At 63.7% G+C, this 18,508-nt stretch carries 18 protein-coding genes and 1 pseudogene; 7 read left to right on the forward strand and 12 right to left on the reverse strand.

The genetic code is table 11. From position 1 onward, the window contains the following. The first annotated feature begins 31 nt into the window (after window positions 1-31). Genes VEIS_RS18570 through VEIS_RS18580 form a run of 3 tightly spaced genes read left to right on the forward strand, consistent with a single transcriptional unit; the run spans window position 32 to window position 2,942 of the window. Complete coding sequence (locus tag VEIS_RS18570) at window positions 32-1,552, forward strand: class I adenylate-forming enzyme family protein (RefSeq protein WP_011811536.1); 1,521 nt, start codon at window positions 32-34, stop codon at window positions 1,550-1,552. A 25-nt stretch (window positions 1,553-1,577) separates the two neighbouring features. Next, window positions 1,578-2,090, forward strand: a complete 513-nt coding sequence (locus VEIS_RS18575; RefSeq protein ID WP_011811537.1) for a nuclear transport factor 2 family protein — start codon at window positions 1,578-1,580, stop codon at window positions 2,088-2,090. Window positions 2,091-2,129: 39 nt separating this feature from the next. After that, a complete protein-coding gene (locus VEIS_RS18580; protein WP_011811538.1) occupies window positions 2,130-2,942 on the forward strand; it encodes an enoyl-CoA hydratase in 813 nt (270 codons plus the stop codon). 373 nt (window positions 2,943-3,315) lie between these two features. Here the strand turns inward: VEIS_RS18580 and VEIS_RS18585 are convergent, their stop codons facing one another. Continuing rightward, window positions 3,316-4,728 carry an IS1182-like element ISVei6 family transposase gene (locus VEIS_RS18585; protein WP_011811540.1) on the reverse strand — a complete coding sequence of 471 codons (1,413 nt, stop codon included), beginning with the start codon at window positions 4,726-4,728 and terminating at the stop codon, window positions 3,316-3,318. Between the two features lie 162 nt (window positions 4,729-4,890). Between VEIS_RS18585 and VEIS_RS18590 the strand changes: the two are divergent. Next, window positions 4,891-5,394: pseudogene (locus tag VEIS_RS18590) on the forward strand (IS630 family transposase); the annotation flags it as partial. Between the two features lie 9 nt (window positions 5,395-5,403). Here VEIS_RS18590 and VEIS_RS18595 read toward each other — a convergent pair. After that, complete coding sequence (locus VEIS_RS18595; RefSeq protein WP_011811542.1) at window positions 5,404-5,730, reverse strand: LexA family protein; 327 nt, start codon at window positions 5,728-5,730, stop codon at window positions 5,404-5,406. Between the two features lie 47 nt (window positions 5,731-5,777). Here VEIS_RS18595 and VEIS_RS18600 point away from each other — a divergent pair, with 47 nt between their 5' ends. Next, a complete protein-coding gene (locus tag VEIS_RS18600) occupies window positions 5,778-6,905 on the forward strand; it encodes an IS630 family transposase (protein ID WP_011811543.1) in 1,128 nt (375 codons plus the stop codon). 82 nt (window positions 6,906-6,987) lie between these two features. On the opposite strand, the gene VEIS_RS18605 is transcribed toward VEIS_RS18600, so the two are convergent. The 10 genes from VEIS_RS18605 to VEIS_RS18645 all read right to left on the reverse strand — a co-directional run bounded on the left by VEIS_RS18605 (window position 6,988) and on the right by VEIS_RS18645 (window position 16,779). Continuing rightward, complete coding sequence (locus tag VEIS_RS18605; RefSeq protein WP_011811544.1) at window positions 6,988-7,845, reverse strand: ABC transporter ATP-binding protein; 858 nt, start codon at window positions 7,843-7,845, stop codon at window positions 6,988-6,990. 58 nt (window positions 7,846-7,903) lie between these two features. Next, window positions 7,904-8,866: an IS110 family RNA-guided transposase gene (locus VEIS_RS18610; protein WP_011808318.1), complete on the reverse strand. Its 963-nt coding sequence runs from the start codon at window positions 8,864-8,866 to the stop codon at window positions 7,904-7,906. 192 nt (window positions 8,867-9,058) lie between these two features. Beyond that, a complete protein-coding gene (locus VEIS_RS31255) occupies window positions 9,059-9,181 on the reverse strand; it encodes a hypothetical protein (protein WP_265259713.1) in 123 nt (40 codons plus the stop codon). Beyond that, window positions 9,171-10,190, reverse strand: coding sequence for an ABC transporter ATP-binding protein (locus VEIS_RS18615; protein WP_011811545.1), 1,020 nt, complete (start codon window positions 10,188-10,190; stop codon window positions 9,171-9,173). The genes VEIS_RS31255 and VEIS_RS18615 overlap by 11 nt, the downstream gene beginning before the upstream one ends. Further along, window positions 10,187-11,017, reverse strand: coding sequence for an ABC transporter permease (locus VEIS_RS18620; RefSeq protein ID WP_198137898.1), 831 nt, complete (start codon window positions 11,015-11,017; stop codon window positions 10,187-10,189). The genes VEIS_RS18615 and VEIS_RS18620 overlap by 4 nt, the downstream gene beginning before the upstream one ends. Window positions 11,018-11,046: 29 nt before the next feature. Further along, window positions 11,047-12,003 (reverse strand): ABC transporter permease, encoded by a 957-nt coding sequence (locus VEIS_RS18625; protein ID WP_011811547.1) that lies wholly within the window; start codon window positions 12,001-12,003, stop codon window positions 11,047-11,049. 4 nt (window positions 12,004-12,007) lie between these two features. Continuing rightward, window positions 12,008-13,573, reverse strand: coding sequence for an ABC transporter substrate-binding protein (locus tag VEIS_RS18630; RefSeq protein ID WP_011811548.1), 1,566 nt, complete (start codon window positions 13,571-13,573; stop codon window positions 12,008-12,010). 95 nt (window positions 13,574-13,668) lie between these two features. After that, complete coding sequence (locus tag VEIS_RS18635; RefSeq protein WP_011811549.1) at window positions 13,669-14,439, reverse strand: crotonase/enoyl-CoA hydratase family protein; 771 nt, start codon at window positions 14,437-14,439, stop codon at window positions 13,669-13,671. A gap of 7 nt (window positions 14,440-14,446) precedes the next feature. Beyond that, complete coding sequence (locus VEIS_RS18640; RefSeq protein WP_232287744.1) at window positions 14,447-15,205, reverse strand: SDR family NAD(P)-dependent oxidoreductase; 759 nt, start codon at window positions 15,203-15,205, stop codon at window positions 14,447-14,449. Between the two features lie 26 nt (window positions 15,206-15,231). Next, window positions 15,232-16,779 (reverse strand): class I adenylate-forming enzyme family protein, encoded by a 1,548-nt coding sequence (locus VEIS_RS18645; protein ID WP_232287745.1) that lies wholly within the window; start codon window positions 16,777-16,779, stop codon window positions 15,232-15,234. Window positions 16,780-16,981: 202 nt separating this feature from the next. Here VEIS_RS18645 and VEIS_RS18650 point away from each other — a divergent pair, with 202 nt between their 5' ends. Then, window positions 16,982-17,347 carry a Zn-ribbon domain-containing OB-fold protein gene (locus VEIS_RS18650; RefSeq protein ID WP_332253987.1) on the forward strand — a complete coding sequence of 122 codons (366 nt, stop codon included), beginning with the start codon at window positions 16,982-16,984 and terminating at the stop codon, window positions 17,345-17,347. Window positions 17,348-17,350: 3 nt separating this feature from the next. Beyond that, on the forward strand, window positions 17,351-18,502 hold the full coding sequence (locus VEIS_RS18655) for a thiolase family protein (RefSeq protein ID WP_011811553.1): 1,152 nt from the start codon (window positions 17,351-17,353) through the stop codon (window positions 18,500-18,502). The last annotated feature ends 6 nt before the right edge of the window (window positions 18,503-18,508 follow it).

Here is an 18,508-nt window from a genome sequence, read left to right on the forward strand (position 1 = left end):
CCAGCGACATTGAAATGAGAAAGGTATGGCCATGGGCTTGAATATTGCAGAATCGGTGCGCTGGCAGGCGCGCCAACGACCTGACGCCATCGCGCTGATCGAAGGCGCGCGCCGGGTCAGCTATGGCGAGTTGGATCGAATGGCCGCAGGTTGTGCCAATGCCTTGCGCGTCCTGGGCGTGCAGCCGCGTGAACGCGTGATGATCGTGTTGCCCAACTCGATTGCCTGGGCAGTCATGTACCACGGCGTGTTGCAAAGCGGGGCCATCCCCGTGCCGATCAACCCGCTGCTGGTCACGCCCGAAATCGCGGCGATTGCGCGCGACTGCGATCCGGCACTGATTTTTGATGATGGCCGCCATGCCTGCGAACTGCGTGAGGCACTGCCGGAATTCAATGCGCGTGGCACCATCATCGATGTCGGTGTCGAAGCGGCAGGACTGACGATCATGCCGGGCAAGCTGGCCCACCCGTTTCCCGAGTTTGAGCCGGGAGAGACCGCAGTGATTTTGTACTCCTCGGGATCGACCGGGCGGCCCAAAGGCGTGGAGCTGTCGCATTTCAACATCTTGTGGAACGTACAGGCGTTTGCGCACGATCTGCTCAAACTGACGCCGCAGGATCGTGGCTATGGTGCGTTGCCATTTGCCCATGTGTTTGGCCATACCTGCATGTTCTCCACCTTTCTTCATGTCGGTGCCAGCATCGTGCTGGCAGCCAAGTTTGACGCCGCGAGCGCCATGCGCGCCATGGCCGGGGAGCGGGTGAGCGTTTTCATGGGCGTACCCACCATGTACTGGAATCTGCGCGATACGCCGATTCCCGATGGGGTCGATCTGTCCGCGCTGCGCGCTTGCGTGTCGGGCGGGCAAGCCTTGTCAGAGCAGGTGCACCAGCGCTTTGAGGAGAAATTCGGCGTACTGATTTCGGAGGGCTACGGCATGACCGAAGCCAGCCCTTCGATCGTCGGCAACCGCTTCACGCCCGAGGGGCGGCGCATGGGAGCAGCGGGCAAACCGTACTGGGGCGTCGAAATTCGTATCCATGGCAGTCAGGGCCAGGAACTGCCGGCGGGCCAGGACGGTGAGGTCATCGTGCGCACCCCGGGCATGGCGCGGGGCTACTTCAACCAGCCCGAGATGACGGCGCAGACCTTTCGCGACGGGTGGCTGCATACCGGCGACATCGGCCACCTGGATGCCGATGGCTTCCTCTACATCGTCGATCGCAAAAAGGAACTGATCATTACCGGCGGCTACAACATCTACCCGCGCGAGATCGAGGAAGTCCTGTTTGCGCTGGAGGGCGTGGTCAAGGCCGCCGTGATCAGCGTCCCCGACGCCCGGCTCGGCGAGCGCATCGTCGCGTTCGTCGAAACCATCCGCCCTCTTGGCGAGCAAGAGGTGTTGACCCATTGCCAGAAGCATCTGGCGCGCTACAAGGTGCCGCGTGAAGTGTGCTTTCTGCAGGAGTTTGCGCTCGATGCCAGTGGCAAGGTGGACCGACAGCGGTTGCGCAAGGAGTACCGCGAGCGCGAGCCCAGCGCGGCGTGATGCATTTTTTCAAAGGAAACCGGCGATGACTGACCAGGCGTTTGAGCAACTCTTGCTGCGTTTCACGGCGGCTGCCGAAGCCGGGGATGGCCAGGCCTTTGCGGCCTGCTTCACCCCGGATGGCATCTACCATGACTACATCTATGGCGACCACCAGGGGCATGCCGATATTGCCCACATGCTGGTCAACCTGTTTCGGCGCGATGCAGGGCCTGACTACCGCTGGGAAATGCGGGACCCGGTGTGCAATGGCCGCATTGGCTATGCGTGGTCGCTGTCCAGCTTTACCTCGCAGGTGCCCGAGTTTGCCGGCCGCTCCGTGGTGATCGATGGCATGAGCCGCTTCGGGCTGCGCGATGGCCTGATCTGCGACTACAGCGAGTCGGTCAATGGCGGTGTGGCCATGGCCCAACTGGGCGTGGCCGCGCCACGTATCGAAAAGGTGCTGCAGCGCTGGGCAAAGCAGTTGCGCGAGCGCCCTGCGGTGCAAGCCTATCTGCAACGTCCCAAAGGCCGCTGGCCTGGCCCTGCACAGTGATGTGCAGACCCTGCGGCTTTTTCTGACTGGAGTGTCACCATGGGCTATCAACACATTCTCTACGCGGTGGATCATCACATCGCCACCATCACGCTCAACCGCCCGGCCCGCCTGAACGCCTGGACGGCCACCATGGAGCGGGAGGTACGCCAGGCGATGGAGCAGGCGGCGGACGATGACGGCGTGCGCGCCATCGTGCTCACAGGCGCTGGTCGCGGCTTTTGCGCAGGCGCCGACATGGACGAACTCAAAGACCTCGATCCCAACGACATCAAAAGCGACGCCTGGAGCCGGCCTTTTGACATGAATCGCCGTGCCGACTACCAGACCCGCTATGGCTTCTACCCTGCGCTGCCCAAGCCGGTGATCGGCATGCTCAACGGTGCCACCGCCGGGATTGGGCTGGTGCATGCGCTGTACTGCGACATCCGCTTCGCCGCAGACACAGCGGTTTTCACCACGTCGTTTTCCCGCCGCGGCCTGATTGCCGAGCATGGCCTGAGCTGGATGCTGCCATTGATCGTCGGCCATGCGAATGCGCTCGATCTGCTGTTGTCGGCGCGCAAGGTGCAGGCTTGCGAGGCGCTGTCCATGGGGCTGGTGAACCAAGTGTTTCCAGCCGACAAGCTCCTGGAGCAGACCTCTGCCTATGTGCGTGACCTGGTGGACAACGTCTCACCGCGTTCCATGCGGGTGATCAAGCGCCAGCAGTACGACGCCCCCTTCCAGACGCTGGCGGAAAACACGCTGGCCGCGAATGCCGAGATGTCGCAAAGCGTCCTGAGCGCAGACTTCAGGGAGGGAGTGGCGCATTTTCTGGAAAAACGCCCCGCCCGCTTCACCGGCCATTGATCCTGTCCGGGTGCGATCGTGCCCTGCGACCAGCCTCTGGCCATGGCCGCATCGGCGGCGCAATGGGCGATGCGGCCCCATGGTCCGCAACGTCGCCATGCGCTGGCCGTGGGCCTGTCGGTCGTGTCCGAAACTGCACGCATGGTCAGCCAGCAAGCCAGCAAGCGGTGCCGTTGCATCGCACAATGGGCGTGACCACTGAGAGTCTGAGAGTTTTTCGATTTTCAGAAGGTGGACGGCTGCCCTACGCCAGCCATGGCGGCGGGTTCGCGGCGCGAGTGAGGTAGCCACAGTGCGGCGGGTACGTTGGCTTTGAGCGTTGCAGGTCGCTCACCATGGCCTTGCGGCGCATTGATCCTGGCGCGCAGGGCCCTCAAGTCAGCGCTGCCGCACCTGCGCACGCACCTGTGCCCCAGCCGATGAGCTGCGGCGCCAGCGCCACCGTCCTCATCAGGTTGTGTGCCAGGGCATACCACCAGGCAATGCACTTGACCTTGGCCAGTCCGCGCACGGGCATGCGCAGCAGGCCGCGGTTGCGCGCCTGCGCGTTCACGCATTCGGCCGTGGCCGCCCGATCCTTGTAGATCTCGCGGGCCTCATCGGTGCTCATGCGCTGGCGCCACTGCGCCACGGCTGTGCTGTCGCCGGCCTTGGGTTGGAACTGGCTGCCCGGTGCGGGCGGCGGCTGCTCGTCGTCCTGGCCTTGGCTCTTTCCCTTGGGTGCCCTGGCTTGGGGCACCGGCGCATAGACCTCGGTCTTGTCGGCCACCGCGTCCAGTTGGCCGTGCGCTGGCAAGCCGCCGTCGACCAGCCATTGTTCGGCCGCCTTGCCCACGCGCTGGTGCACTTGTTGGACCATGGGCGCCAACTGGGCCATGTCGCTGCCGGCGGTGACGGTGTCCACGCCCACGATCACCTGGCTGGCGCAGTCGGTGGCCAGTTGCACGTTGTAGGCCGGGCGCCAGCCGCCGTCGGCCATCTTCATGTTGCTGGCATCGGCATCTGTCGTGCTGGCACGCGCCTTGTCGATCGGCCGGCCATTGCGCTGCTTGATTGCCTCCAACTCGGGCAGCCGCGCCAGTGCCGCGGCCAGTTGCTGCTCGCGCAGCTCGGCTGCCCGCAGCCTGGCCGCCTGTGCCCGTCGCTCGGCCTGCCCCGGGTTCTCGCGGGCTTGCTCCTTGAGCGAGTGCACCATCTCGGTGGCCTTGGCATGGTGCTCCTTGAGCGTGCCCTTGCGCCGGAACGAGGCCGCCCCGGCGCTGGCGCGTACCCGCATGCCGTCTTGCGCCACGCGCACCAGCCGGATCACCCCGACGGCAGCCAGCGCGGCCACGTTGTGGCTGAGCAGGCGGTCCATCAGCGCCTCGTTGCCCACCCGAAAGTCATTGAGCGCGTGGTAGTTCACCGACACACCACCACAGATCCAGCGGTACGCGTCGTGGCTTTGGCTCAACCGGGCGACCTCGCGCCCGCTGCCGACGCCATCCAGCGTGGCGTACAGCCACAGCGAGAACAGGATGCGTGGATCAATGGCCCGGCGCCCAGGCGCCGAACCTCGGGCCCGGATGGCATCGAACAGCACGCTCAGATCCTGCTGCTCCACGTAGCGCCACACCAGCCGGGCCCGATGGTCTGCAGGCAGCAGCGAATCCAGGTCGGATGCGCGCAGCTCCACTTGCAAACGGTTGGGCTCCTGCACGCGTGCCGGGGCACTGGCTGGCGGTGCGCTACAAGGGTGCATTGGCGCGCCAGCACTCGCTGCTGGCACATCCATGCCTTCGAACATGGCCTGATCCTGGGGCATCGCGGAGCGCTGGCTTGACGTCATACCTTGCCCAAGCCAGTCTCGGGCCACTTCCCAACGGTCAGCGGGGAAAAACTCTCAAGCTCTGAGTACACACACACACTCAGTGTGTCTGGTGCGTTTGCTCACAGCGGTTCAGTGGCTCGCAAGGACCGGATGCTGCCGCTGTCGCCAGGGCGTGCCGAGAGCCACGGATTCGAGTACAAGAGAAACGGCACGCTGAGCTTGTTCGCGGCGCTGAACACCGCCACCGGCCAAGTGCTGGGCAAGACCGCGGCGCGCCACACCAGCGAGCAGTTCGTTGCCTTCCTTACCGACATCGTCGCCAGCCAGTGCGAGCGGCAGGAGATCCATGTCATCTGCGACAACGTCAGCAGCCACAAGACCCAGCGCGTGCGGGACTTCCTTGTACGGCACGGCAACGTGCGCATGCACTTCACACCCACGTACTCGTCGTGGCTGAACCAGGTGGAGAACTGGTTCTCGCGCATTCAGCGTGATGTCATAACCCGCAGCGTATTTACCTCGGTGCAGGACTTGGGGCGAAAGCTGATGCGCTACATCCGCGAACACCACAAGAATCCCAAGCCCATCAAGTGGAAGTACGACGATCCATCACGGCGCATTCGACAGGGGCTTATTCAATGATGCAGTGGACTAGTACCGCTGCACAGAGGTTTTGACGGAATGGCAGGGCTGCAGGACAGGCAAGCAGTTGTGGTCAATGAGCAGTTCGATACTGCGCGCCATGCCCGCTTGGCGGCGGATCAGTCCATCGCGTTCGAGATGGAGCACCATCTGATGGATGGACGGTGCGGTGACACCAAAAAAGCGCTGCATATCACGCTCAGCCGGTGCGCGGGCGTTGATCAGTCCATAGGCCCAGATGAAAGCCAGATACTGGCCTTGCTTGTTGGTGAACCCCGGGCAGCCTGAACGTGGCTCAGACAACGCCATCGATTTTTGATCCATTTGTTGATCCATTCTTGACTCCAGCGATCAAAGGAGGCTCCTTGAAGGAAGCCATCCGAATGAATCTACAGTATCGAGTCGAACTTGAGCCGTCCGAGCAAGAAATGCTTGCCACCTTGCTGGGCGCAGGCAAGCATGCGGCCCGCACGCTCAAGCGAGCACAAATTCTGCTGGCTGCTCACGCTGGCCGCGATGACGCGAGCATTGCCGCTACCGTGGCGGTGGGTGAATCCACGGTGTACCGTACCAAGCGCCGCTTCGTGGAGCTGGGCCTGGAGGCTGCGCTTGCCGAGCAGGCTCGGGCTGGAGCGCAGCGCAAGCTCAGCGGCAAAGAGCAGGCCCTGCTGATTGCCACGGCCTGCGCCAATCCGCCAGCCGGGCGTGCGCGCTGGACGCTGGAATTGCTGGCCGATGAGTTCGTGAAGCTGACCGAGCACGAAGCACTATCGTGCGAGACGGTACGCAGGCGCCTGGCCGAGAATGATCTGAAGCCTTGGCGCAAGGACATGTGGTGCATCCCCAAGGTTGACGCTGAATACGTGGCGCGCATGGAGGACGTGCTCGACTTGTATGCCCAAGACCCCGACCCGCAGCAGCCGGTGGTGTGTTTCGATGAAAGCCCGACCCAGCTCATTGGTGAGGTGCGCCAGCCGATCCCGGCCGAGCCGGGCCAGCCCTTGCGCTATGACTACGAATACAAGCGCAACGGCACCGCCAATCTGTTTGTCTTCCTCGATGCGCATCGCAGCTGGCGCAGGGTCAAAGTCACCGAGCGGCGCATGGCCCAGGACTTTGCCCAGTGCATGCGTGATCTGGTGGACATCCACTACCCGCAGGCCGAGCGCATCCGCCTCGTGCTGGACAACCTGTCAACGCACACGGCTGCTGCGCTGTACCAATCCATGCCACCACAAGAGGCACGCCGCATCCTGCAGCGCATTGAGTTCCACTACACCCCCAAGCACGCCAGTTGGTTGAACATGGTGGAGATCGAGATCGGTGTGCTGCGGCGCCAGTGTCTGGATCGCCGCATTGATTGCCGTGAGCGGCTCATTGCTGAGATTGAGGCGTGGGAGCATCTGCGAAATGCCAGCGGTGCTCGCATCCACTGGATGTTCTCTACGGACAAGGCCAGGCAAAAGCTAGCCAAGGCCTATCCGGTACCAGCTTGCGGCAAACCGTCATAACCTCTGTGCAGAGGTACTAGATGCAACCCCAATGGCAGGTTGTGGATGAACCGACTACGTGTACGCTTCGGCACAATAGTTTCTATTCTCCGGAGCCGGAAATCCAATCACTCTGCGGGTGATGGCAGGCGACAAAATGATCATCCCCGCATGCCTGCAACACAGGCTCCTCACGGGCGCACAGCGCGGTTGCCTGCACGCAGCGCGTATGAAATCGACAAGCACCCGGCATATTCATGGGCGACGGCGTCTCCCCGTTGTCCGGCGTCGCCAGCGCCCTCGGTCGTTGCGGATCGGGAATGGCATCGAGCAACATGCGTGTGTAAGGGTGAGCGGGCCTGGAATAAACCTCGTCTGCAGCCCCTATTTCGCAAACTTTGCCCAGATACATGACCATCACACGGTCGCTGATGGACTTCACCACCAACAGATCGTGCGAGATGAACACCATGGTCAACGCGAAGTCTTTCTTCGCCTGCTCCAGCAGGTTCACCACCTGCGCCTGCACCGACACGTCCAGCGCCGACACCGGCTCGTCGCAAACCAATAGCGAAGGCTGCAGCACCAACGCGCGCGCGATGCTGACACGCTGGCATTGCCCGCCCGACAACTCGTGCGGACGCCGCTGGCCAACCTGGTCCGCATCGAGTCCGACGGCGGCCAGCATCTGGTGCGCACGCTCTCGCCTTTCGGCCGCGGTGCCGAGGCCATGCACCTCCAGCGGAGTCTCGACAATTTTCTGCATGGTCTGCCGTGGATTCAACGACGAGACCGGGTCCTGAAACACCATCTGCAGGCGCGGTCGCATGGCTCGTAGAACTGCCTCGCTACGACCTGTCAAGGGCGAACGTTCGAACCAGATGGTCCCGGCCGTGGGTGGAGCCAGCATCATCAGGGCCTTGGCCAGCGTCGACTTGCCGCAGCCCGATTCGCCGACCACGCCCAGCGTCTCTCCAGGCAGCAGGTCGAAGGATACGTCTGAGTAACCGTCTTCCGAGTCAAGTGCCGTGCAGCGATTTATCCCAAGGTTTGCCGGTTCTGACCATGGCGTTGAGCGTGGTCAGGAGTTTGCGCATGCACGCCACCAGAGCGACCTTGGGCAGCTTGCCGGCAGCCTTGAGGCGTTCGTAGAAGGCCTTGATGGCCGGGTTGTAGCGAGTGGCAGTCAGCGTTGCCATGTACAGCACACGCCGGACCTCGAAGCGTCCTCCTTGCACCCGTCGTCGGCCCTTGCTGCTGCCGGAATCGTTGGCCATGGGCGCCACGCCTACCAGGGCTGCGATCTCGCGCCGGTTGAGCCGGCCCAGTTCGGGCAACTCGGCAATCATCGTGGCGCTGGCCACCGGACCAACGCCTGCGGCCGACTGCAGCAGCCGGTCCAGATCGCCGAAGTGCTCCCGCACATGGCCCACCATCTGCGTCTCCAGCTCATTGAGCTGTGCCTTGATGGCAGCCACGATGGCCTCGATGCTTGGGTGCAGCTTCGCGGGGGTGATCTGCAGGCGCTGGCGTTCGGAATGAAGCATGGTCAGCAGCTGGCGCCTGCGTGTGACCAGCGCAGCCAGCCACTGCTGGCACTCGTCGGTCAGGGGGCGCAGGAAGCGGCTCAGGTCTTCGCGGCGCAGCAGCACCGCGGCCAGCTCCGCGAGCATGCGTGCATCGACCGCGTCGGTCTTGGCCAGCCGGCCCATGGACTTGGCGAAGTCGCGCGCCTGGCGCGGATTGAGCACCGCCACGGGCAGGCCTGCGGCCTGCAGGGCACACGCCAGCGCCACCTCGTAGCCACCGGTGGCCTCCATTACCACCAGGCCCACATCCAGGGGCTGCAAAAGCGCTGCAAGGGCCGAGTGGCCTTCAGCATCGTTGGTAAACCGCTGGGCCCCGCTCTTGGGCTCCAGCACACAGACATCGATGTGCGCCTTGGCTACGTCGATGCCCACCGTCATTGAGGTAACAGACATGATCTTCAGATCCCTTGCTTGTGCATGCGCGCTCAAGCTTGGCGCGCGTAACCGTTCGGGCTTCACGAAGACCAGCGCGGCGGCCGTGCGTTCTGTACTCAGTCACGGGCTCCATCACCCCAGCCGCTACCAAACTGCACGGGCCCGTCTGGCCGCCTCAACGGCGTTCAGACTCTACCGCGCTGGGCCGGTTTAAAGATACAAGACCGCCTGCACGCGCTGCCCGCCTTTGGCCCGGTAGACACGAACCAAGTTCTCCACACGCAGCAGCGCCAGATCTGCGGCGCGCAACGCCGCCGTTCCATTACCGGCCATCATTGACTCCTTGCAAAGGATTCCAGCATGCGAAGCGGTGCCGTTCTCCGGCCATTGACTCGGCTGGTGACATGCTCGCGCAGCTTGCAACGGTATCGCGGCAGCGCGGCGCAAAACCGCAGCCGGGAACCGGCTGCGCAAGGTTGGGCGGGCGCCCGCCAATCACGTACAGCAGAGCGTGGCTGGGCGCATCCAGCCGGGGCATGGACTTCATGAGCGCCTCGGTGTAGCGCATGCGGGGCGCGGCGAACAGGTCGGCAGTCGGGGCTTCCTCGACGATGCGGCCGGCGTACATGACAGCGACGCGGTCGCACATCTGCGCCACCACGCCCAGGTTGTGGCTGATCAGCACCAGCGCCATGTGGTGCACCTCCTGCAGGCTGCGCAGCAGTTGCAGGATTTGCGCCTGCACGGTCACGTCCAGCGCCGTCGTTGGTTCATCCGCGATCAGCAAGCGCGGCCCGCAGGCCAGCGCGATCGCGATCACCGCGCGCTGTCGCATGCCGCCCGAAAGATGGTGCGGGTGGTCGTGCACGCGCCTCTCGGGCGCCGGAATCCTCACCTGCTGCAGCAATTCGACCGCCCGTTCGCGGGCAGCGCGCTCGCCCAGGTCGGTGTGGCGACGCAGCACCTGGATGATCTGCTGGCCAATGGTCAGAACCGGGTTCAGCGAAGTCATGGGGTCCTGGAAGATCATCGCGATCTCACGCCCGCGCACTGTGGACAGTTGAGCCTCATCCAGCGCGGCGATGTCGCGTCCCGACAGCAGGATGCGGCCGGAGCGCTGGCTGTAGGGTGCCGGCGGCAGCAGTCCCATCAGGCTGCGCGCCAGTATCGATTTTCCCGAGCCCGACTCGCCAACCACACCCAGCGTCTCGCCTCTGTTCAGCTGCAAGCTGACACCATCGACGGCACGTACCAGGCCATGGGGCGTAGCAAATCGCGTCTGCAGATTCTCGACCTGGAGCAACCGCGTCTCCAGGGCCTGCGTCGCTTGTTCAGCCATCATGCTGCACTCTCCCGAACGTCCAGTGAGCGCTGCACATACTCGCCCACACGGTTCAACGCAAAAATGGTGACGAAGAACACCAGCGCAGGGAAGAACACTGCGTGCGGCGCCTCGTGCATGTTGCTGACCTCGGCCGCGATCATCCCGCCCAGCGTCGGCATCGGCGGAGGAACGCTGAGACCCAGAAAACTCAGAGTGCCTTCGGCCACTGCGGCCAGCGCCACCATCAGCAAGGCATACACCATGACCGGCGTGACCAGGTTGGGCACGATCTCCCGCATCATGATGCGCAGGTCGCGCATGCCGGTGGCGCGCGCGGCCATGACGAAGCTCTGTTGCGCGAACATCAGCGTGTTGACCCGCGTAATGCGCGTGAAGGAACTGGCGAACACCAGGCCAAGCGCCAGGATCACCTTTGGCAGCGCTGCACCGGGATAGGACATCAGCGCCAACACCAACACCAGCGGCGGGAACGCCATCAGGATGTTGTTGGCCGCCAGGATCCAACGCTCCACGTTCCCGCGGTAGTAGCCGGCCAGTAAACCAAAAAGCCCACCGATCAGCACGCCCACAGTCACCGACCCCAGTGCGACGGTCAGCGTGATGCGCAGGCCGAACACGATCCGGGACAATACGTCACGCCCCAAACCGTCGGAGCCGAGCCAGTGGCCTTCACCGGGTGGTGCAAGCATCAGCAGCAGGTCCTGCTCCAGTGGGTCGCGCAATGGCAACCAGGGTGCCAGAACGGCTGCCAGCGCCACCAGAGTCAACCAGCCGGCCGGCATCCACAAGCCAAGCAACCGCCGGGTATTGCGCCGCCGCGACACGGCATCAGCGCGGTCAGTCAGCGCCACCCTCATGCGCCCCCCCGTTCATCGCGCAGTCGCGGGTCGAGCAGGAAGTAGATGAGGTCCACCAGCAGGTTGATGGCGATGAAACTGATGGCGACAAAAAGCACGATCGCCTGCATCACGAGAAACTCCTTCTGGTAGATGGATTCGACAAGCAGCTGTCCCAGGCCGGGCAGACCAAACAGCACCTCGATGGTCAGCGCGCCGCCGAGCATGCGCCCAACGTTCAGCCCCACTGTGGTAACCAGGTTCAGCGAAGCCGGCCGCAGAGCATTGCCGACCAAGATGCGCACCACCGACAGACCCATGCCACGCGCCAGCAGGATGAAATTCTGTTGCAGCGTCTGGATCATTTCGCTGCGCAGCACGCGCACGTAGATCGGTAAGTCGTGCAAAGCCAGCGCCAGCACCGGCAGCACCATGGATTTGAGATTGCCCGACACGCTTTCGCCAAGCGGAACGAAGCCGGACGCCGGCAGCCATTGCAATTTCAGCGCCACGAAGTAGATCAACAACACGCCTACCAAAAACGAGGGCGAAGACAGGAACACCAGAGAGACGCTCATGGTGGCCCGGTCAACAACCCGGCCCTGCCGGTAGGCTGACCAGACGCCAAGTGGAATCGACAGGCTGAGCGAGACGAGCACGGTCAGCACCATCAGTTCGAGGGTGACCGGTAGCCGCGCCCCGATCGCATCGAGCACCGGTTCACCCGAACGCATGGAACGCCCGAAGTCGCCCTGAAACGCCCGCCCCAGCCACTGCAGATAGCGCTCGTACAGCGGTCGGTCCAGGCCGAGTTGCTGGCGGGCAGCCGCCAGCAATTCCGGAGTGGCCGAATCCCCGAGCATGATCAGAGCAAGGTCGCCCGGCAGAAAGGCAACCAGCGCGAAACTGACCATGGAAACGGCCAGCACAGCCCCGGCTACCGGCAGCAGCCCATGCAGCAGACGTGAGAGCATCGGCTTACTCTTTCCAGACCGCGCCTACGCGAATCAGTGAGTCTGGTACCAGTTCTACCCCACGCACGGCCTGCGTCGTGACGATGGGAGCGGTGATGTAGGCCAGGAACACGTATGGCAAATCCTTGGCCAGCAGTTGTGAAATCTGGTTATAGATTTGATTGCGTTTGCTCGGATCCATCTCCATGCGGCCCGCGTCGAGCAAACGGTCCATTTCGGGATTCGCGTATTGGATATAGTTGGACGAGATCTTCTTCTCAGCATTGCTGGAATGGAAGAAGGTGTAGGCGTTCAGATCGGGGTCGGGACGGCCAGACCAGCGAAACAGCGTCGTATCGAATTCGTGGGTGAGCATGTTTTGCACCAGCCGCGCCTGATCGACTGGCGTAAGGGTCACCTTGATGCCCGCACGCTGCCACATCTGCTGCAGCGCTTGCGCGGCCTGCAACGCTATAGGGGTGTTGTCCATCATCAGGCGCAGTTCCACCGCTTGCCCGTATTCGGCCAGCAGTGCCTTCGCCTTGTCCAGGTCATAGGCTGGGTAGTCCGTGACTGGCGACAGGCCTGGCAGCCCCTCACCAAAGGGTGTGGTAGCGACCTTGTACATACCCTGGTACACAGCCTTCACGAGCAACTCGCGTTGCGTTGCGTGAGCGATCGCCTTGCGCACGCGCATATCCGCCAGCGCCGGATGCTTCGTCCGCAAGGCGATGAATATCGAGCCGAAACCATCAGGCTCCAGGACCTTGAATCGCCTGTCCTTTTTAGCTGCAGCGACGAACTTGGGCGAAGCCTGGGTCAGGATGTCGAGTGCTCCGGACTGGAACGTGGATTCGCGCGTCTCGTTGCTTTGCAGCCCACGGTAGATCAGCCGATCCGCATAGGGCTGTCCCTGCCGCCAGTAGTTGGGATTGCGCTCACCCACAAAGCGTGAGCCCTTGACCCATTCAACCAGCTTGAATGCCCCGGTGCCAACCGGGACATTGCCGAACCCCACCGGATCGGCCTTGAGGGCTTTCGGCGAGGCCATCATGGCAGCCGTATCCGCCAGCAATGCCGCGAAAGCAACACTTGGCGCTTGCAGCCGGACCACGACCGTATGCGTATCAACGGCTTTGACCGATTCGACACTGCTGATGTTGGCCAGGCATCGGCAGTTGTTGACCGGATCACGCACACGGTCCAGGTTGTAGACCACGGCATCCGCATCGAAGGGCGTGCCATCGTGGAAAGTCACACCCTGGCGCAGTTTCAAGGTGTAGGCCCTCCCATCCGGCGAAATCTCGTAGGCCGTAGCCAAGCTGGGCACCAGCTTGCCGCTGGCGTCAATGTCTAGCAGCGTGTCGAAAACCGCCATCGCATACTGACGCTCGACATAGGAGCCCAGCCGCAAGGGGTCAAGCGACGCCGGATCGGCCTCAACGCCGATGTTCAAGGTACCGCCGCGTTTGGGCGTTTCCGTCTGTGCCCGGGCCAAGGTAGTGGCCGCCAGACCGGCCAGGACTGCCGTGGCGACCGCGCCGCGCAGGGTCAGGCTCCAGCACCGGATCGGTGATTGCAAGTCAAACATCTTGTCTCCTATAAATATGTAATGGTTCGATGCGCGAATGACGCCTCTATATCTGGGTCTAGGCGCAGGGTTTACTGCAACGGCGACCGAGAGCGCTACCGGCCGCTCCAGACCGGCTTGCGTTTTTCAGCAAAGGCCCGCAGGCCTTCCTGGCGATCCTCCGACTGGAAGGCCTTGGCGACCAGCGCCATCTGGCCGTCCCACAGTGCCGCCTCGGTTTGCTCGCTCGCTGCCTGCACCACGGCCTTGCTGGCCGCCAGGGCCAGCGGCGAGTTCTGCACCAGGCGTTGCGCCAGCGCCAAGGCGTCCTGCAGTGCGCACCCCGGAGAGGACAGCTGGTTGACTACCCCCTGCTGATGGAAATAAGCCGCCTCGCGGATGTCCCCGGTCAACGCCAATTCCATCGCTAGGTGGTGCGGCATGCGCCGCGGCAAGCGGAACAGGCCGCCGCCGATGGCGACGACGCCATTGCGCACCTCGGGCAGACCCAGCTTGGCACTGGATGCCGCGACGATGAGGTCGCAGCTCAGGCACAACTCGAGCCCGCCGCCGACGGCATATCCTTCCACGGCCGCGATCAACGGCTTGGTGGACGGCTTGCTGAACATGCCGAAACCGCCACGCTCCGGCGTGGCCGGACGCTCGCCGCGCGCCACCGCCTTCAGGTCGGCGCCAGCGCAGAAGGTGCCGCCCGCGCCAGTGATGATGCCGACGAACAGGCTGTCGTCCGCATCCAGCATGTCCATGACGGCCTGCATCTGACGCGAGGTGGCCAGATCGAACGCGTTCCGCGCCTCAGGGCGGTTGATCGTGATGATCAGGATGCCGCCTTCGCGCTGCGTCGTGATGCTCTGCGCTTCGCTCATGGCTCGCTCACATCGAGAACGAGAAGCCGCCATTGACCGGATAGGTCTGGCCGGTGATCCAGTCGCTGGCGCCGGAAGCCAGGAACAGCACCATGTTGGCTACGTCGGTGGGCTTGCCAGGGCGGCGGATGACGTAGTGCGACATCATCTTCTTCAGCCGCTCGGGATCGGCATTCAAGCGCGCCTCGATTGGCGTCGTCAGCGTGGCAGCGATCGCCACGCAGTTGGCCGTGACCTGGTGACGGCCCATGGTGCGAGCCACCGCACGCATGAAACCGGCTGCCCCGGCCTTGGCCGCGGAGTACACCTCCAGGCCGGATTCACCGACACGGCCCGCGTCGGAAATGATGGTGATCAGGCGGCCGCTCTTGCGCTCGATCATGTCCGGGATCACAGCGCCCGTGCAGTTGATGACGCCGTACAGGTTCACATCCACGGCACCGCTCCAGACCTCCGGCCCGAATTCCCAGAATGGCTTGCGGCCGTCAGGTGACGGATGGGCGCCCAGATTGCCTGCATTGTTCACCAGCACGTCGACCGGGCCGGCCAGATCGCGCACCTGCGCGATCATGGCCTTGACGCTGACGTTGTCCGTGACGTCGGCCTGCACGGCATAAGCCTTGCCTCCAGCGTTGCCAATGGCTTTGGCGACCGCCTGCGCGCGCTCCAGGAAGTAATCGTTGACGATCACGGTCGCGCCATGGGCTGCCAGATGTTCAGCCACCTGCTGGCCGACTCCCTGACCGGCTCCCGTCACCAGCGCCACGCGCCCCGTCACATCCAGAATGTCGTTCATACCCGTCGTTCCTTTCCAATCCAGTAGGGGTTTCTCAGTTCTCGCTTGAGGACCTTGCCCATGCCATTACGGGGCAGGTCTTCCACGAACTCGATGCGGCGTGGCTGCTTGTAGGACGCCAGGTAGCGCTCGCAATGCGCCAGCAAATCGGCCTCGTTCGCCGCACGTCCGGCCTTGAGCTGGCAGAACGCCAGCACCTGCTCGCCGAAGTCCTCGTCGGGGATACCGATAACGGCGACATCTTCGACCGCGGCATGCCGCATCAGGACCGACTCGATCTCGGCCGGATAGACGTTCACTCCGCCGGTGATGACCATGTCCTTGACGCGGTCGGTGATGAACAGATAGCCGTCTTCGTCCAAATAGCCGACATCGCCGGTGCGGAAAAACCCGCGCGCATCCAGCACATCCTCACCGAGTGCCGGTTCATTGAGGTACTGCTTGATCGTGATCGGCGTCTTGACCCACAACTCGCCAATCTGGCCCGTCGGCAACAGGTGGCCAAGGGCATCGCGTACCTCGACCGACACATGGCGAAACGGCAGGCCGCTTGAACCTGGCTTGCGCTCCTGCATGGCGGGCAACAGCGCGCAGACCATGCCGGTTTCGGTAGAGCCGTAGTTCTCCTGCAAGGTGTCGCGGCCGAAGTAGGACAGCATCCACAGCTTGAGTGCATAAGGAACCGGCGCCGCCCCCACACCGATGCGGCGGATGGAGGACACGTCGTACCGCGCCAGCACTTCAGGCGCCAGCCCCGCCAAGCGTTTGAACATGGTTGGAACACCCGACCAGAGGTGCACGTGGTGCTTCTGGATCAGCGCCAGCACGCCCTCGGCATCGAACCGGCGCTGCAGCACCAATGTGCGGCCCTTGCGGATGGCGCTCCACATCTGGCTGGGACCGGAAGCGTGGTGCATGGGCATGTTGACCAGTTGCACCCGCACCCCTTCGACGGCACCTGATGCATCGACACTTTCAAAGTATTCGCGCAGCGTGACCAAATCCGTCGACGGCCTGCCCACAGCCACCCCTTTTGGCAAGCCCGTAGTGCCCGAGGTATAGATCAGCAGGCTGGCCTCCGCCAGTGATTGGCGCGCCACTTCAGGCGCCTCCAGCAGTTCCGACCAGGGCACGAAGCTTTCGCCCGGCGTTTCAATGGTCACCACCAGCGGCACCAGCGCAGCCTGGACTGTGCGCGAGACGACGGCCAGATCCTGCGCGTCGGTGATGAACACCTGCGCACCGCTGTCGGACAGCACGTAGCGGGCTTCTTCGTCGGTCAGACGCCAGTTCACCCCCAGCATCGAACAGCCCAGCTTGGCGAGCGCGCCGGATAGCACCAGCCATTCCATGCGCACTTCCATGCTGAGCGCCACGATGTGGCCATGCTCCACGCCGCGCAGGTGCAAGGCCTGCGCGACGCGGTTGGCCCGCGCGTTCAGTTCCCGCCAGGTCAGGCTGCGCTCGCCCTCGATGCAGGCCTGCGCATCAGGTGTTTGGACAGCCCAGTATTCGATGCTGCCCGGTCGGATCTCGTCGGTCACCTTTTCTTCCTTCTGGAAAGACAATGGGGCCGAATGTAAGATACTTGCTGAACAACAAGCTAGTTATGTATTTCCCTAGTGCGCTCAATCGGATGGGTTCATAGGATTCGCCCAGCCTCGTCCTCCACACCCATGAACATGACACGCTCCCTGCTCAAGCCCGCGCTGTACCAAGAGGAATCAGCGCCACGCCCCCCCTTCGCTGCGAGGCATGCGCTGCGACGCCTGCGGCTATGTGTTTTTTCCACCGCAGAACCTCGGTTGCGAACAATGCGGCACGACCGGCAGCGCGTTGCGCCCCTGCCAGCTCGTCGGCAGTGGCACGCTGATGGCACGCGTGACGGTGCACCTGCACGCCAAGCCGGAGCGCCCTGCCCCCTTTGTCATCGGTACGGTGCGCCTGGATGACGGCCCCGTGGTGCGCATGCTGCTGGACGCTCCGCCCGATACCTTGCCTCCGATTGGCAGCCCCATGGTCGCCGTTCTATCGCCGGTGGCATCCGAGGAAGGCTCCCGCGTGCACGACTTGCGCTTCTCACTCGCGCAACCTGCCCCACTTCAGGAGTAAGTCATGCCTGTCACCCTTGGTTCCCTACGCCCCGTCTACGTGGTGGGCGTGGGATTGCACCCCTACCAGCCGCTGAGCGAGACGCCTTATGTACAACTCGGCCTCTCTGCAGCCCGCGACGCCCTGACCGACGCACGCGTGCCGTGGGAGTTCGTGGATTCGGCCTACGTGGCCAAGGCCTTGCTGCCCATGGCCGTCGGCCGCCCGATGCTGCGGCACCTGGGGGCCACCGGGCTGCCTATCACCCATGTCGAAAACGCATCGGCCTCCGGATCCGCCGCTTTCCGCCAGGCCTGCATGGAAGTCGCTTGCGCGATGAGCGACATCTCCTTCGTCATCGGCGTCGACAAGCCGACCGCGCTGGGGTCGCGAGCGGAAATGCTGACCGGCATTCCTAACTTGGCCGACGACGCCATCGTCCCATTCACGCATTTCGCGCTGCTGGCCGATGCGTACGCGCAGCGAACCGGCTGTTCGTTCGAAGACATCGCGCGCGTCGCCGGCAAGAACCTGCGCAATGCCAGCCTGAACCCGTTCGCCCAACGCCGGCAGGCCAAGACGCTGGATGAAATCCTGGGCGGCAAGAAAGTCTCCGGCCAGTTCACGACCCTGCAATGCACCCCCGTGGGCGAAGGCGCAGCCGCCGTGGTGGTTGCCTCCGAAGAGGGTCTGCGCCGTGCCGGCCTGGGATTGGAGCGCGCCGTGCGCATCACGGCTTCGGCGGCCCGCAGCCAGCGCGTCTACACCGACCCCACGCGCTACGACGAAATGCTGACCAAGGAAACCGTCGAGGCGGCACTGGCACAGGCGGGTGTCTCCGCTGGTGGCCTGGATGTAATCGAACTTCACGACGCCTTCACGGTCGAGGAACTCGAGTACCTGGAAGCCATCGGCGTATGCGGTCACGGCCAGGCGGCAGGCCTTCTAAAAGAAGGTGCCTTCGACATCGGCGGACGCTGTGCCGTGAGTCCTTCAGGGGGCCTGATCGGCATGGGACACCCGATTGGCCCCACGGGCATTGGGCAGATCGTGGAGATCACCCGGCAGTTGCGCGGCGAAGCTGGCGTGCGACAGCACCCCGATGCGCAGATCGGCCCGGCACACATGGTCGGACTCGGCGCGGTGTGCTTCGCCCACGTGCTGCAGAGCCTCTAGTCCACT

The organism is Verminephrobacter eiseniae EF01-2, assembly GCF_000015565.1.
Lineage (GTDB): Bacteria > Pseudomonadota > Gammaproteobacteria > Burkholderiales > Burkholderiaceae_C > Acidovorax > Acidovorax eiseniae.